This window comes from Streptomyces sp. NPDC110618 (genome assembly GCF_055657065.1).
In genome coordinates this window covers 91,163-107,659 of sequence record NZ_JBVKBN010000009.1, presented here as the reverse complement: position 1 = coordinate 107,659, position 16,497 = coordinate 91,163, and the positions used below count along the sequence as shown (strand labels likewise).

The window sequence follows — 16,497 nt, the reverse complement described above, 5'->3', positions numbered from 1 at the left end:
GCGCCGCGGGCCGTCATCGATCCGATGGAGAGACAGCGATGCCCCAGCTCAACGCGACCGGTCCCGACTCCCCCAGCGACGCGGTCCTCGCCGCGCGGCTCGCCCTGTCCGCCACGGCGACGGGCGGTGAGGCCATGTCCGACGTCGAGTTCTTCGCGTGGCTGGACGAACGGCGCCCCCAGCACCAACAGGTGGTGCGCCGCACCTCGTTCGCGAAGCTGTCCGGCTGGCACTTCGACGCGGAGACCGGCGATCTCGCGCACCGCAGCGGACGCTTCTTCTCGGTGCGCGGCCTGCATGTGCGCACCGACTTCGGGCCGGTGGCCGAGTGGAGCCAGCCGATCATCCGGCAGCCGGAGATAGGCATCCTCGGTCTGGCCGTGCGCGAGATCAACGGCGTGCTGCACTGTCTGATGCAGGCCAAGGCCGAGCCCGGCAACGTCAACGGCGTGCAGTTGTCGCCGACCGTGCAGGCCACCAAGAGCAACTACACGCGCGTGCACGGCGGTTCGGCCGTGCCGTACCTGGAGTGCTTCCGGGAGCCGTGGCAGCGCGGGCACCGCGTGCTGGCGGACGTACTGCAGTCGGAGCAGGGCTCGTGGTTCTTCTGCAAGCGCAACCGCAACATGGTGGTCGAGGTGGGGCCCGAGGTGGAGGCCCGCGAGGACTTCTGCTGGCTGACGCTGCGTCAACTCCATGCCCTGCTGCGGTACGAGAACCTGGTCAACATGGACTCCCGTACCGTCCTGTCGTGTCTGCCGGACTGGCAGCACGGCCCCGGCCCCTCCCCCGCGCTCCACTCCGACGTGGCGATCCGCAACTGGATCACCACCCAGCAGAGCGAGCGGGAGGTCGCCACCGAACTGGTGCCGCTCCGGGAGATCGAGAGCGAGGGCTGGCACGTCGGCGAGGACCGCATCGCGCACGAACGGGGCCTGTACTTCAGCATCGTGCCGGTGGACGTCTCCTCCGGCCGGCGCGAGGTGGCGTCCTGGTCGCAGCCGCTGCTGGAGCCGCACGGCCTGGGCGTGGTGGCGATGCTGGTGCGGGTGATCGACGGCGTGCCGCACTGCCTGGTGCACGCCCGTGTCGAGCCCGGCTATCTGGACGTCATCGAGCTGGGCCCCACGGTGCAGTGCACGCCGGAGAACTACGCCCACCTGCCGGCCTCCGCCCGTCCCCGCTTCCTCGACCTGGTGGAGCGGGCCCGCCCGGAGCAGATCCTGTTCGACACCGTGTTGTCGGAGGAGGGCGGCCGGTTCCTCGACGCGCAGAGCCGCTACCTGATCGTGGCGGCCGACGGCGACGGCCCGGACGACATCCCGGACGACTACCAGTGGATGACGCTCCGTCAGCTCGGTGAGCTGCTGAAGTACAGCCACTACGTGAACGTGCAGGCGCGGACCCTGGTCGTCGCCCTGCGGTCGGTACCCGAGCTGACCCCTCAGCTCCCGGACGTCCGCGAGACGGTCACGGTCGCGGCGGCCACGGACGAGGGGGTGGCCCGTGCGGATCGTCGGTGACGGCTTCCTCGCCCGCAATCTCGCCGAGTCCTTCGGCGACCGCTTCCCGGCCGTGACGGCACTGGCCTGCGGGGTGTCCCGGACCACCACCGCGGAGCCCGCCGAGTACGACCGTGAGGCCCAGGTCCTCTACGACGCGCTCGACACCTGCGCCCGCGAGGGCCGCCAGGTGCTGTTCTTCTCCACCTCGTCCTTCGCGATGTACGGGTTCACCGGCGAGGGGCGGAAGGCGGCCGAGAGCGACCCGGTGCGCCCCCCGAACACCTACGGGCGGCACAAGCTGGCGCTGGAGAGCGTGGTGCGCTCCTCCGGTGTCGAGTACCTGGTGCTGCGGCTCAGCCACGCGGTGGGCGGCCACCAGCGCCCGCACCAGCTGCTGCCCACCCTCGTCCGGAACATCGGGGCCGGTGAGGTGACGGTGCTCCGGGGCGCCCACCGCGACCTGCTGGACGTGCAGGACCTCATGCACGCGGTCGGGCGGCTGCTGGCCGACGGGGTGAGCGGCGAGGTGCTGAACGTGGCCTCGGGCATCCCGCAGCCCGTGGAGTCTGTCGTGACCGCGATCGAGCAGCGGCTGGGTGTCACCGCCCGCCGGGTCGAGCGGCCGGGCCCGCCCGCCGTGACCCGGGTGTCGCTGGAGCGGCTGCGGCACTTCGTGCCGGACTTCCGGGCGACGCCGGACGAGAAGTACCTGGACGCCCTGCTGGACGCGTATCTGCCGTACTGTGCGGGGTTGTTGGGCGACTGACTCTCAAGGTCTGACCCCCCGGTGACTCTCAGGGGCTGACCCCCGGGAACTCTCAGGGGCTGACCCCCGGACTGACTCGCGGCGACCGACTGGCGGGAACTGACTCGCGGGGACTGCGAGAACCACCAGACAATTCCCCCGCCCCCGGACTGGAGTCATCTGTTCCGCCTAGCGTGACCGGCATGATCGAGCTTGCGGGAGTGACCAAGCGGTACGGCCGCAAGGTGGTGGTCGACGACCTCACCTTCACAGTCCGGGCCGGCTGTGTGACCGGCTTCCTGGGGCCCAACGGCGCGGGCAAGTCCACCACGATGCGGATGATGCTCGGCCTGGACCGCCCCACCTCCGGCCACGTCCACATCGACGGACAGCCCTACGCGCGGCTGAGGCATCCGCTGCGGCACGTGGGCGCCCTGCTGGACGCCAAGGCCATGCACGGCGGGCGCAGCGCCTACGACAACCTCAGATGCCTGGCGCTCAGCAACGGCATACCGCTCGGCCGGGTCGACGAGGTCCTGGAGGAGGTCGGCCTCGGCGCGGTCGCCCGGAAGCGGCCCAAGGGCTTCTCGCTCGGCATGGGCCAGCGGCTCGGTATCGCGGCGGCGCTGCTCGGCGACCCGGAGATCGTGATGCTGGACGAGCCGGTCAACGGTCTCGACCCCGAGGGCATCCACTGGATCCGCACGCTGATGAAGAGGCTGGCCGCCGAGGGCCGTACCGTGTTCGTCTCCAGTCACCTGATGAGCGAGATGGCGCTGACCGCCGACCATCTGGTGGTCATCGGCCGGGGCAGGCTGCTCGCCGACACGAGCATGCGGGAGTTCATCGACCGCAACTCGCGCTCCTCGGTACGCGTGCGCACCCCCGAGCCGGAGAAGCTGCGGGACGTGCTGGCCGCCGCCGGGATCACCGCCACCGAGGACGACACCGGCACCTTCGAGGTCGCCGACGACACCCCCGCGGAACGGATCGGCGAACTCGCCCTGGAGCACCGCGTCCTGCTGCACGAACTGAGCCCCCAGCACGCCTCGCTGGAGGAGGCGTTCATCGCCCTGACCGGCGAGGCCGCCGAGTACCGCACCGGACCTCTCCCCACCGGGGCCGTCCCGGCCGGCAACCCGGTGGCGCCCGAGACCACGCGAACGGAGTCCTGAACCATGTCCGCACCCGTCGCGGCCCTGCGCTCGGAATGGGCCAAGCTCACCACGGTCCGCTCCACGGCGTGGACGCTCTTCGCGGCCTTCGCCGTCACCGTGGCCTTCGGCACGCTCATCAGCGCCCTGTCCAACGCCCAGTACGACGACCTGTCCCAGCAGGAGAGGCTCACCTTCGACCCGGCAGGCACCAGCTTCACCGGCGGGGTCCTCGGTCAGCTCGCCATCATCGCCTTCGGCGTCATGGTGATCGGCGGCGAGTACAGCACCGGAATGATCCGCAACTCCCTCGCGGCCGTGCCGCGCCGCGGCCTCTTCTACGCCAGCAAGCTCGCCGTGGCGACCGGCGCGGCCCTCGTCGTCGGCATGGTCACCAGCTTCGTCACCTTCTTCGCCGGGCAGGCGGCCCTCGGTTCGCACAGCACCACCATCGGCGCCGACAACGTGCTGCGGGCGACGCTGGGTGCCGGTCTCTACATGACGCTCATGGCGGTGTTCTCCATGGGCGTGGCGACGATGCTGCGCAGTTCCATGCTCTCGATGGGCATCCTCATGCCGTTGTTCTTCCTCGTGACGCAGATCCTCGCCTCGGTGCCGGGCGCGAAAGAGGTGGCGCACTATCTGCCGGACCAGGCCGGTGCGGCGATGGCCCGGGTGGTGCCCAACGACGACGTGCCCTACGGGCCCGGCGGCGGCCTGCTCATCATGCTGCTGTGGGTGGCCGGCGCGGTGCTCGGCGGCTATCTGGTCCTGCGCGGCCGGGACGCCTGAGCCCTGCCCGGCCCACGCGAAAAGACTAGGAAATCCACGGAGTCGACCGCGCCAGACTGAGGAGCAATTCCACGGCTCAGGGAGCGTTTCATGACCGAGATCAGGTCGGTTCAGCTGGCGGAGGGCTTCTCCGTCGTCGTGCCGCAGACGGAGGGCGCGCTGTTCTCCGAGGTCGACTTCATCCACAACGAGATATTCGGCGAACGCGCCTACCTCAAGCACGGCATCCAGCTCTCCGACTCCTCCCGGGTCGTGGACGCGGGCGCCAACGTGGGGCTGTTCTCCCTCTTCGTCAAGCAGGAGTTCCCCGGCGCGCGCATCCTCGCCTTCGAGCCGATCCCGGCGATCCACCGGGCGCTGGTGGAGAACCTGGACAGCCACGGCGCGAAGGACGTCGAGGTGGTGCGCGCCGCGCTGGGCCGCAAGGCCGAGGAACAGGTGCGGTTCACGTTCTACCCGGCGCTCCCCGGCAACTCCACCCGCTACCCGGAGCAGAAGAAGGTCGGCCAGGAGCTGACCGTGGCGCAGATCGGCCAGGAGGCCGTGGACAGCATCATGGCCGGCATCGAGGTCGAGGCGGAGGTGCGCCGGCTCTCCGACGTGCTGCGCGAGTGGGCGCCCGAGGGCCCGGTCGACCTGCTGAAGATCGACGTCGAGGGCGCCGAACTGGAGGTCATGGAGGGCCTGGACGACGCGGACTGGCGGCGCGTGCGGCAGACCGTCATCGAGGTGCAGGACCTCGACGGCCGGCTGGACGCGGTGCGCGGCATCCTCGACGCCCAGGGCTTCGAGGTGACGGTGGAGCGGGCGGCGAACCTGCCCGAGGTGTTCCGCTACTCGATGGTGTACGCCCGCCGCACGGACTGAACACGGCACACGGCACGGCGCCCCGGCACCTTCTCCAGGTGCCGGGGCGCCGTGCCGTGCGGGGTCAGGAGAGGGTGTTCTCCCTGGCCCAGGCAGGCAGTTCGAGCACGGTCAGTACGGCGGAGGTGGACACCCAGCCGGACGCGGAGGTGGTCATCAGGATGTGGTCGCCGGGCGCCACCATGCCGTTGAGCAGCAGGTGGTTGAGGGAGACCGCCATGTCGCAGGCGCCCATGTGCCCGTACTCCTTGCCGAAGTCCCAGGTGGAGCGGGACATGGGCAGGCCGAGCGGCTGCATCTTCATCTGGTCGATCATCCGTGAGTCGCTGTTGGCGGCGACCACCCAGCGCAGGTCGGAGGCGTTGAGCCCGGCGTCGACCAGGGAGCGGTGCACGATGTCCAGCTCGAAGTCCCGGATCATCTCCATGCACTTGTCGAGCGGCATGACGTGCTGGTTGAAGTAGGTGAGCAGGTCCATGGTGCCCGACGCCTTGCGCTCCTCGCCGCGGAACGGCAGCAGCGACTCCTCGCCCCGGTGCCACTGCTCAAGTTCGGGCAGCGTCCCGGAGTTGAGCGCGCGCAGCGCCGCGAAGCCGCTGTCGCCGCTGAGCAGTACGGCGGCGCCGCCGTCGCTGGCGGTGAAGCCGGTGCCGAAGCCGGTCCAGCGGTCGATGAGCGGGCTGGTGAAGTTCTCGGCGGCGGTGACCAGCGCGGTCTGGGCCCCGGCCGCGCCGGTCAGCTGTCCCACGGCGACCTCGATACCGGCCAGCAGGCCGTTGGAGTGCTGGCGCACATCGGTGCTGGCGACACCGCTCGCGCCCAGTTCGCGCAGCACGAAGCCGGGCGGGTAGAAGCCCTCGGGGCCGTGCTGGACGGCCGTGCAGTGCACATGGAAGTCGAGGTCCTCGATGTCGTACGAGGACCGGCCGAAGGCCTGCCGGGCGGCGCGCACCGCCATGTCGAGCGCGGGCAGGTCACCCGCGATGTAGGCGGCGGTCAGTCCGGTGCCGTACTGGACGGAGTACTCGTCGTAGAGGCCCTCCGCGACCGCCTGTTCGACGCTCACCCACTGCTCCGGGATATACGCCCCGACCGTGTCGACGTAGACACCGTCCGTCTTCATGAGTGGTGGTTCTCCTTGCGTGTCGTGGGTGTGCCGTGCGGGGTGTGCGGCCTCGGTGTCCAGGGGACGGGACGCGGGGACGGGTCACAGGCGCTGGAGTTCCTCCCTGAGGTGGGCGGCGAGCCGTCCGGGCGTGTCTACCTCGAACAGCAGGGCGGCGGGCAGGCGCAGTCCGGTGGTCTCGCGCAGCCGGTTGCGCAGCGCGAAGGCGGTGAGGGAGTTCAGGCCGATGTCGCGGAAGCCGCGGGTGGTGTCGACGGCATCGGGCGAGGGGTAGTCGAGGACGGCCGCGACGTCGGCGCGGACCAACTCGACCAGGACCGCCTCGCGTTCGTCGTCGGCGAGTCCGGCGAGCCTGCGCCGGAGCGTGCTCAGGCCGCTTGCACCGCCCCGCTGCCCCACGCGGCGGCGGGGCGGCGGGCCCGCGAGCGCGCGCAGGGGTGCGGGCAGAGCCGTGTCGTCGGGCCGTCCGGCGAGGACGGCCGGGTCGGGGCGCAGCAGGACGGCGGCCGGGGCGTCGAGGGCGCAGGCGGCGTCGAAAAGGTCCAGGCCCGCGGTACGGGGCAGTGGAGCGACGCCCGCGGGGGCCGCGCCCATCGGGGTGCCGTCGGCGTCCCAGCGGGCCCAGGCGAGCGAGGTGCCGGGCAGGCCCTGGGCGCGGCGGCGCAGGGCGAGCGCGTCGAGGTAGGCGCCGAGTGCCGCCTCGCCGCCGCGGCCGGGGGCGCCGAGGGCACCGGCGGCGGACGACAGGAGCAGCAGCGGCACGCAGGTGCCGGGATCCCCCACTCCGGTCAGCTCGGCGAGGTGCCGGGCGGCGATCGTCTCCCGTTCCAGCAGCTCCTGTTCGGCGTCGGCGCCGTCGCGCGGTTCCGGGAGCCGGGCCGCGTGCACGACGACGGTCGCGGGGCGCCCGCCGGGGGTGCGGCGGAGCAGTCCGGTGACGGCATCGCGGTCGGTGAGGTCGCAGTCGGTGACGGTCACCTCGGCGCCCGCGGCGGTGAGTTCGGCGGCGAGCGCGACGAGGCTGTCGCGGGGGGCCGTGTCGGCGCGTGCGGCAAGGCCGTCGCCGGGGGCCGTATCGGCGAGCACGAGCCGGGTCACGCCCCGCCCGGCGACGAGATGACGGGCGAGGGCGGCGGCGGCCGGGGTTCCGGCGCCGGTGACGAGGACGGTGTCGCCGGGTTCGACGAGCAGCCCGGACTCCCCCGCCCGCGCCGTGACCGCGGCCAGCCGGGGAACGCGCACCGCGCCGCGCACGACGGCGAGTTGGGGCTCGGGCAGGGACAGGGCGGCGGGCAGCGCCCGCCAGGAGGGGCGCGCCCCGTCCAGTTCGGCGAGCACCAGCCGCCCGGGTTCGACCAGTTGCAGGGACCGGATCAGCCCCCACACGGCGGCACCGGCGGCCCGAGGTCCCTCGGGTCCGTCGGCGGCGCCCGGCGCGCCCTGGGTGAGGAAGACCAGCCGCATCCGGGCGAACCGGTCCTCGGCGAGCCACTCGGCGGCGAGCCGGGCGGCGTCGCCGACCGCTCGCGCGGCGTCGTCTAGGCCCGGCAGCAGCCCGGTCAGTACGGCCTCGGGCGCGGGCACTCCGGAGTCGAGGGCCTTGGCGAGGGCCGCGAGGCTCTCGTGGGCCTCGGTGTAGACACCGGCCTTCATCAGGGCGGCGCGGGCGCCGAGGACATCGGGTCCGACGAGCACCCAGCGGGGCTTGTCCCGTGGGGCCTCGGCGCCGGTCTCCGGCCATTCCAGGCGGAACAGCGGGCCGCCCCGGGCGGCGGTGAGCGCGGTGCGGTCCCCGGGGGCGAGGCGGATCGCGCCGACCGCGGCGACGGGCAGCCCGAGGTCGTCGGCGGCCTCCACGGCGACGGTGTCGGTGCCGGTGCGGGTCAGCCGGATCCGCAGTTCGTGGGCGCCCTCGGCGTACAGGGCGGCCTGGTGCCAGGAGTCGGGCACGGGGGCCTTCCCGAACGCGTCCTCCCCTGCCACGGGCAGCGCGTGCAGGGCGGTGTCCAGCAGCGCCGGGTGCAGCGCGTACCCGGCGGCATCGGCGACGGCGACCTCCGCGAACAGGTCCTCGCCGCGCCGCCACAGCCCGCGCAGCCCTTCGGGGACGGACCGGCCGTCCAGGGCGACGGGTTCGGCCTCGGCGGGCGGCCACAGCTCCAGGTCGAAGGCGGCGCGGGGCTCGCCCGCGCACAGCACGGCGCGGGCGTTGAGGGTCCACGGGGTGCCGGGCAGGGCACCCGCGGGCCGGGAGTGGATCCGCAGCGGCCGCTCACCGGACCGCCCGGCGTCGCCGACGGTGACCCGCAGCCGTACCTCGTCGCCCTCGGGCACCACCAGGGGCGCCTGGGTGGTGAGTTCGGCGATCCGGTCGCAGCCCACCCGGTCGCCGGCCTGTACGGCGAGCTCCAGAAGCACCGGCCCCGGCGCGGTCACCGGTCCCGTGGGCTTCGGGTCACCACCGCCGGGCAGAGCGGCCCGGGAGAGGGTACCGGTGAGCAACATGCCTCCGGGGTCGGGCAGTTCGACGCAGGTGTCCAGCAAGGGGTGCCGGTCCGGGGCGGCCGGAGTGGAGGGCTCGGGAGTCATCCAGTAGCGGCGGGTGGCGAAGGCGTACGTCGGCAGCGGCACGCGCCGGGCGCCGGTGGGGGCGAGCACTGCCGTCCAGTCGATGTCGGTGCCGCGGGTGTGGAGTGCGGCGAGGAGTCGGGTGAGACCAGTGCCGTTCAGCGGGAGCAGCTCGGCGTCGACGCCTTCGGCCGGGGGCTGTTCGCCGAGGACGACGATCGTGCGGTGGCCGGAGTCCGCGAGCAGGCGTGGCGAGGTCGCCGGGTCGGCGGGCGGGGCGGCGAGGGCGGTGGTCCAGGCGTGGGCCGCTGCGAGGTCGTCGGGGTGCAGGAGGGTGCCGGTGGCGGCGGAGGCCAAGGGGACGCCGGTGTCGGTGAAGCGGACGGCGGGCGCGGGCTGCGCCGGTACGACGAGGCGGGCGCCTGCGTCGAGGGTGATCAGCCCGGCGGCGCAGGCGGCGGCGATCTCGCCGGGGCCGTGTCCGCCGACTGCGGCGAAGTCGACTCCGTAGGCGCGTAGATGGGCGGCGAGCGCGACGGTCACCGCCCAGGCGAGCGGTCCGGCGATCTCGGGGCGCTCCTGCCACCCGGGGGCAGTCAGGGCGTCGGCCGGGTTCCAGTCGACCAGTGGGGCGAGGGCGCGTCCACAGGCGTCGAGCGTGGCGGCGAACTCCGGGCAGGTCTCGGCCAGGGCGGCGGTGTCCGCGGTCCAGCGCGGGTCGGCGGGCGGGATGTGGAGGGCGAGGGAAGGAGCGGTGGCGGCCGGGGGGTGCGGGGTGTCCCCGTCGGCGAGGGCCTTCAGGGCGTACAGCGCGGTGTCGCGGTCGTCGGCGGTGAGGACGGCCCGGTACTCCAGCGCGGACCGGGTGGTGGCCAAGGACAGGGCCACATCGGGCAGGCGCAGGCCGGGCGACTCCGCCAACAAGGCATGCAGGCGGGCCGCCTGGCCCCGTAGCGCCTCGGGGGTGCGGGCGGACAGGGGCAGCGGGATGCCGCCGGGGAGGGGGTGGGCCCCGGGCGGGATGCCGTCGACGGCAGGGGCATCGACCGGGGAGTCGGGGCCGTCGAGCGGGCGGTCCCCGTCCCGGGGCGGCTCTTCGATGATGACGTGCGCGTTGGTGCCGCTGATGCCGAACGACGACACACCGGCCCGGCGCGGCCGTTCGCCGCGCGGCCAGGGCACGTCCTCGCTCAGCAGCCGCACCGCTCCAGCCGACCAGTCGATGTGGGAGGAGGGGCGGCCGGTGTGCAGGGTGCGGGGCAGGGCGCCGTGCCGCATCGCCATGACCATCTTGATGACACCACCGGCTCCGGACGCGGCCTGCGTGTGGCCGACGTTGCCCTTCATCGAGCCCAGCCACAGGGGCTGTTCGCGGTCCTGGCCGTAGGTGGCGAGGACGGCCTGGGCCTCGATCGGGTCGCCGAGGGGCGTGCCGGTGCCGTGGGCCTCGACGGCGTCGACGTCGGCGGGCCTCAGCCCGGCCTGCGCCAGGACCTGTCGCAGCAGGCGCTGTTGGGCGGGTCCGCTGGGCGCGGTGAGCCCGTTGGAGGCACCGTCCTGGTTGACGCCGCTGGCGGCGACGCGGGCGAGGACGGGGTGGCCGTGGCGCCGGGCGTCGGAGAGCCGCTCCAGCAGCAACAGGCCGACGCCCTCGGCCCAGTTGGTGCCGTCGGCGGCGTCGGAGAACGGCTTGCAGCGGCCGTCGGCGGCGAGCGTGCGCTCCCGGCTGAAGGCGACGTAGGGGTCGGGCCGGGACATCACGGCGACACCGCCCGCGAGCGCCAGGTCGCACTCGCCGGAGCGCAGCGCCTGGGCCGCGAGGTGCAGGGCGACCAGCGAGGAGGAGCAGGCGGTGTCCACCGCCACGCAGGGGCCCTCCAGTCCGAAGGCGTACGACACCCGGCCCGCGGCCACATTGCCGGCGGTGCCCATCTGCATGCCGGACGCGTAGTCGTGGTACGTGACCCCCGCGAACACGCCGGTGCGGCTGCCCTTGAGGGCGGCGACCGGGATGCCGGCCCGCTCGAAGACCTCCCAGGACGTCTGGAGCAGCAGCCGCTGCTGGGGGTCCATGGCGAGCGCCTCGCGCGGGGAGACCCCGAACAGTTCGGCGTCGAACTCCCCGGCGTCGTAGAGGAATCCGGCCTCGCGGACGTACGTGGTGCCCGGCCGGTCGGAGTCGGGGTCGTAGAGGGCGTCGAGGTCCCAGCCGCGGTCGGCGGGGAACGGGCCGAGGCCTTCGCCGCCGGAGGAGACCAGCTCCCACAGCGCCTCGGGCGAGTCGGCGCCGCCGGGGAAGCGGCAGCCCATGGCGACGATCACGATCGGGTCGTCGTCGGCGGCGGGGGCCGGGGCCGTGCTCTCCACGGCCTGCCGCGTGTCGTCCACGCCGAGTTCGGTCGCGAGGCGGTCGATGAGGGCGGCCGGGGTGGGGTGGTCGTAGACGAGGGTGGCGGGCAGGCGCAGGCCGGTCTCCTGGTTGAGCCGGTTGCGCAGGTTGACCGCGGCGAGCGAGTCGAAGCCCAGCTCCTTGAACGGCTTGGCGGTGCCGACCGACCCGGCGTCGGGGTAGCCGAGGAGTGCGGCGACCTGTCCGGTGACCAGTTCGGCCACGGCACGGTGGCGTCGCGTGCGCGGCAGCGAGGCCAGCCTGCGGGCGAACCCGCCGCCCGCGCCGCTCCCGGCCCCGGCACCGCGGCGGACGGTGACCCGCAGCAACCCGCGCAGCGGCGGCGGTAGTTCACCGGCCTCGGCGCGCTCGCGCAGGGCGCCCGGGTCGAGCCGCGTCGCGAGCAGCAGGGCGTGACCCGTGGCCGTGCCGGAGTCGAAGAGGGACATGCCGTGGGCGGCGGAGAGCGCGATGACGCCCTGGGCGGAGGTGCGGGCGGTGACCGCCGGGTCGAGGTCGGCGGTCATCCCGCCGAAGGTCTCCCAGGGTCCCCACGCCATCGAGGTCGCGGGCAGGCCCGCCGCGCGGCGGTGCTGGGCGAGGGCGTCGAGGAAGGTGTTGGCGGCGGCGTAGTTGCCCTGGCCGGGGTTGCCGAGGAGACCGGCCGCGGAGGAGTACAGGACGAACGCGGTGAGGTCGAGGTGCCGGGTCAGGTCGTGCAGATGGACGGCGGCGGTGACCTTGGCGCGGAAGACGCCGCCGAGCCGGTCGGCGGTGAGGGAGGTGAGCAGCCCGTCGTCGAGGACACCGGCCGTGTGCACCACGGCGGTGAGGGGGTGCTCGTCCGGCACGGTGGCGAGCAGCGCGGCGAGCCGGTCCCGGTCGGCGACGTCGCACGCCTCGACGCGTACGTCGCCGGCGCCGAGCGCGGTCAGTTCGGCGCGCAGGGCGTCGGTACCCGGGGCGGCGGGGCCGGAGCGGCTGACCAGCAGCAGGCGCCGTACACCGTGCTGGGCGACCAGGTGGCGGGCGGCGAGGGCGCCGAGGGCGCCGGTGCCACCGGTGATCAGGACGGTACCGGCAGGACCGAAGGGCGCGGCGTCCCCGGCGGGAGGCGCGGCGCGGGTCACTCGCGGGGCGAGCAGTACGCCTTCGCGGACGGCGAGTTGGGGTTCGTCGTCCCGTACGGCGGCCACGGGCAGGGTGCCCGGGGTGTCGTGGTCGACGAGGAGGAAGCGGCCCGGGTGCTCGGACTGCGCGGTGCGCACCAGGCCCCAGACGGGGGCGTGCGCGAGGCCGGACACGGTGTCGGTGTCGCGGGCCGCGACGGCGTCGCGGGTGAGCACGACGAGGCGCGCGGCGTCGAGGCGTTCGTCGGACAGCCACTGCTGGAGGGTGGCCAGTACGGCGGCGGTGGTGTGCTCGGCCGCGGGTGCGAGGGGGACTTCTTCGGGGGCGTCGAGGGTGAGGACGACCGTGGTCGGGGCCGGGGCGCCCTCGTCGAGGGCCGTGCGGAGAGCGGTGAGGTCGGGAAGGGGGCGGGCGGTGACGCCCTGGGTGGTGAGGTGGGCGGCCAGGGCCGGGGCGTCCGGGCCGAGGATCGTCCACTCCCCCGTGTCGGTGACATCGGCGGCGGGGATCCGCTGCCAGTCGAGGGTGTGCAGGCCGTCGGCGCGCGGGGTGGCGGTGAGGTCGGCCGTGGGCACACCGGTCAGGGTCAGCGTGTCCACGGTGGCGAGGGGCCGGCCCTCGCTGTCGCTCAGGGTGAGGGTGCCCGTGCCGGTGAGGTGGAGGCGGGCGGTGGCCGCGCCGGTGGCGTGCAGGGTGACGCCCTGCCAGTCGAGGGGCAGCGGGACGTGGCCGTCGGCGGGTGCGGGGCCGGTGGCCGCGGCGGCCTGGACGGCGGCGTCGAGCAGCACCGGGTGCAGCCCGAAGGCACCGGCCTCCTGCTCACGCCCGTCGGGCAGGGCGAGTTCGGCGTACAGGTCGCTGCCGCTGCGCCACAGGGCCCGTACGGCGCGGAAGTTGGGTCCGCAGTGGTGGCCGCGCCGGGTCAGCTCGTCGTACAGGGCCTCGGGGTCGAGGGGTTCGGCGTGCTCGGGCGGCCACACCTCGGTGCCGGGCGCGGCGGGCGCGGGCCGGGGTTCGGTGGTGAGGGTGCCCTCGGCGTGGCAGCGCCAGGGCTGGTCGGTGCTGTCGTCGTCGGGGCGGGAGTGGACGGCGACACTGCGGCGGCCGGTGTCGTCGGGGGCGCCGACGAGGATCTGCACACGGACGGCGCCCCGCTCGGGCAGCGGCAGCGGCTCGCGGAGCGCGAGGTGTTCCAGCGCGGTGCAGCCTGCCTCGTCACCGGCCCGGACGGCGAGTTCCACGAGGACGGTGCCGGGCAGCAGCAGCGCGCCCGCCGTCTCCCGGTCGGCGAGCCAGGGCAGGGCGCGGGCGGAGAGGCGGCCGGTGAGCAGCACGCCGCCGGCGTCGGCGAGTTCGACGGCCGCGCCCAGCAGGGGGTGCCGGGCGGCGCCGAGTCCGGCGGCGCGGATCCCGGCGGCTCCGGAGGGTCCGGCGGGCAGCCAGGCGCGGCGGCGCTGGAAGGCGTAGGTGGGCAGGGGTTCGGCGCAGGCGGATTCCCCGGTGATGCGGGCGGCCCAGTCGACAGCGGCGCCGTGGGTGTGGAGCGCGGCGAGGGCGGTCTCGAAGGCGAGCGGTCCGGGCCGGTCCTTGGTCTGGGCGGGGACGGTGTGCAGGTCCTCGCCGGTGCTCTGGGCGGTGAGGGCGGTCAGGGTGCCGTCGGGGCCGAGTTCCAGGCAGCGGGTGACCCCGAGGTCGGTGAGCGCGCGCACTCCGTCGGCGAAGCGGACGGCGTGCCGGACGTGCCGGACCCAGTACTCGGGGTCGGTGAGGTCGTCGGGGTCGGCGGGGCGGCCGGTGAGGTCGGAGACGACGGTGAGCCGGGGCGGGGCGTACTCCAGCGACTCGGCGACGCGGCGGAACTCCCGCAGCATCGGCTCCATGAGCGGCGAGTGGAAGGCGTGGCTGACGCGCAGGGCGGTGGCCTTGCGGCCCTGGGCGCGGAAGTGCGCGGCGAGCGTCTCGACGGCTTCTGCCGTTCCGGCGATCACGACGGCCTGGGGACCGTTGACGGCGGCGATGTCGACGTGGGTCCCGTCGAGCAGCGGCCGCACCTCGTCCTCGGTGGCCTGGAGGGAGACCATCGCGCCGCCCTCGGGCAGCGCCTGCATCAACCTGCCGCGCGCGACGACGAGACGGCAGGCGTCGGGCAGTGACCACACTCCGGCCACGTGTGCGGCGGCGATCTCACCTATGGAGTGGCCGAGCAGGACGTCGGGGCGCACCCCGAAGGACTCCGCGAGCCGGTACAGGGCGACTTCCAGGGCGAACAGGGCCGGCTGTGCGTACTCGGTGCGGTTCAGGAGGTCGGCGTCGGTGCCGAACACGACGTCCATGAGGGGGTGTTCGAGGTCCGCGTCGACCTCGGCGCACACGGCGTCGAAGGCGTCCGCGAACTCCTCGTAGGTGTCGTACAGTTCGCGCCCCATGCCGAGCCGCTGGGAGCCCTGTCCGGCGAAGAGGAAGGCGGTGCGGCCGGGGGTGGCGGCGGAGCCGGTGACCAGGCCGGGACGGGTGCCGCCCTCGGCCAACGCGTCGAGGGCGGTGACGAGTTCGCCGGTGCCGGAGCCGAAGACGACGGCGCGCTCCTCGAACAGGGTGCGGGTGGTCAGCAGGGCGGCGGCGGTACGGGCGGGGTCGGCGGCGGGACGGGCGCGTACGAACCCGGCGAGCCTGCGGGCCTGTTCGCGCAGGGCGGCGGGGGTGCGGCCGGAGACCGTCCAGGGCACGGCTCCGGAGGGCAGGCGCAGGGCGGCCGGTTCGGGGGCCTCGCCCGTTTCGGCCGGTGCCTCTTCCAAGACGACGTGGGCGTTGGTGCCGGACACGCCGAACGCGGAGATCCCGGCCCGGCGCGGTGAGTCGGGGTGCGCGGGCCAGTCGGTGTTCTCGTGCAGCAGGCGTACGGCCCCGGCGGACCAGTCGACACGGTTCGTCGGCCGGTCGGCGTGCAGGGTGCGCGGCAGGACGCCGTGCTGCAGCGCGAGGACCATTTTGATCACGCCCGCCGCACCGGCTGCGGCCTGGGTGTGCCCGATGTTGGACTTCACCGAGCCCAGCCAGAGCGGGCGTGCGCGGTCCTGGCCGTAGGTGGCGAGGAGGGCCTGCGCCTCGATCGGGTCGCCGAGGGAGGTGCCGGTGCCGTGGGCCTCGACGGCATCGATGTCCGAGGGCTTCAGGCCCGCTCCGGCGAGGGCGGCGCGGATGACGCGCTGCTGGGAGGGCCCGTTGGGGGCGGTGAGCCCGTTGGAGGCGCCGTCCTGGTTGACGGCCGAGCCCCGGACCACGGCGAGCACCCGGTGCCCGAGGCGACGGGCGTCCGACAGCCGCTCCACGACCAGGACACCGACGCCCTCGCCCCAGCCGGTGCCGTCGGCGCCCTCGGCGAATGCCTTGCAGCGGCCGTCGGGGGCGAGTCCCCGCTGCCGGGAGAACTCCACGAAGGCGCCCGGTGTCGACATGACGGTGACGCCCCCGGCGAGGGCCAGGTCGCACTCCCCGTCGCGCAGCGCCTGCACGGCCAGGTGCAGCGCCACCAGGGACGACGAGCAGGCCGTGTCGACCGTTACCGCCGGGCCCTCCAGGCCCAGTACGTAGGACAGGCGGCCGGAGAGCACGGAGGCGGTGATGCCGGTGGTGAGGTGGCCGTCGGACTCCTCGGGGCGGCCGAGCATCAGGGCGAGGTAGTCCTGGCCGTTGGTGCCCACGAAGACACCGGTGCGGCTGCCGCGCAGGGTGCCCGGTTCGATGCCGGTGCGCTCCAGCGCCTCCCAGGACGTCTCCAGCAGCAGCCGCTGCTGGGGGTCCATGGTCATCGCCTCGCGCGGGGAGATGTCGAAGAACGTGGAGTCGAACAGCGGGGCGTCGTGGAGGAACGCGCCCTGGCGGGCGTAGGTGGTGCCGGTGCCGCCCGCCGGGTCGAGGACGCCGTCGAGGTCCCAGCCGCGGTCGGCGGGGAAGTCGCCGACGGTGTCCCGGCCCTCGGCGAGCAGGCGCCAGAACTCCTCGGGGGTGTCGGCGCCGCCGGGGAAGCGGCAGCCCAGGCCGACGACCGCGACGGGCTCGTGACGGCTCGCCTCGGCGTCATGAAGGCGCTTGCGAGTCTGGCGGAGGTCCGCCGTCACCCTTTTCAGGTAGTCCCGCAGCTTCTCTTCATTGCTCGCCATCGTGCTCCACTTCCTCGCGAAAGCCGTCCACGGTCCCGTGGCCCCCTACGGGGTCACACG

The 16,497-nt window shown here is 74.1% G+C and carries 7 protein-coding genes; 5 read left to right on the top strand and 2 right to left on the bottom strand.

What is annotated here, in order from left to right:
- Nucleotides 1–38: 38 nt before the first annotated feature.
- The 5 genes from ACZ7L7_RS17715 to ACZ7L7_RS17695 all read left to right on the top strand — a co-directional run bounded on the left by ACZ7L7_RS17715 (nt 39) and on the right by ACZ7L7_RS17695 (nt 5,063).
- On the top strand, nt 39–1,523 hold the full coding sequence (locus ACZ7L7_RS17715; protein ID WP_285511710.1) for an NDP-hexose 2,3-dehydratase family protein: 1,485 nt from the start codon (nt 39–41) through the stop codon (nt 1,521–1,523).
- Nucleotides 1,507–2,271 carry an NAD-dependent epimerase/dehydratase family protein gene (locus tag ACZ7L7_RS17710; protein WP_285511709.1) on the top strand — a complete coding sequence of 255 codons (765 nt, stop codon included), beginning with the start codon at nt 1,507–1,509 and terminating at the stop codon, nt 2,269–2,271. Before ACZ7L7_RS17715 ends, ACZ7L7_RS17710 begins: the two co-directional genes overlap by 17 nt.
- 182 nt (nt 2,272–2,453) lie before the next feature.
- Complete coding sequence (locus ACZ7L7_RS17705; protein ID WP_471428771.1) at nt 2,454–3,425, top strand: ABC transporter ATP-binding protein; 972 nt, start codon at nt 2,454–2,456, stop codon at nt 3,423–3,425.
- A gap of 3 nt (nt 3,426–3,428) precedes the next feature.
- Nucleotides 3,429–4,196, top strand: a complete 768-nt coding sequence (locus ACZ7L7_RS17700) for an ABC transporter permease (protein ID WP_285511707.1) — start codon at nt 3,429–3,431, stop codon at nt 4,194–4,196.
- A 90-nt stretch (nt 4,197–4,286) separates the two neighbouring features.
- Nucleotides 4,287–5,063: an FkbM family methyltransferase gene (locus tag ACZ7L7_RS17695; protein WP_261720101.1), complete on the top strand. Its 777-nt coding sequence runs from the start codon at nt 4,287–4,289 to the stop codon at nt 5,061–5,063.
- 64 nt (nt 5,064–5,127) lie between these two features.
- Here ACZ7L7_RS17695 and ACZ7L7_RS17690 read toward each other — a convergent pair whose 3' ends face one another.
- Together ACZ7L7_RS17690 and ACZ7L7_RS17685 are read right to left on the bottom strand one after the other, a co-directional pair.
- Nucleotides 5,128–6,186 (bottom strand): ketoacyl-ACP synthase III family protein, encoded by a 1,059-nt coding sequence (locus tag ACZ7L7_RS17690; RefSeq protein WP_285511706.1) that lies wholly within the window; start codon nt 6,184–6,186, stop codon nt 5,128–5,130.
- 84 nt (nt 6,187–6,270) lie between these two features.
- On the bottom strand, nt 6,271–16,437 hold the full coding sequence (locus tag ACZ7L7_RS17685; protein ID WP_472076406.1) for an SDR family NAD(P)-dependent oxidoreductase: 10,167 nt from the start codon (nt 16,435–16,437) through the stop codon (nt 6,271–6,273).
- Nucleotides 16,438–16,497 lie beyond the last annotated feature (60 nt).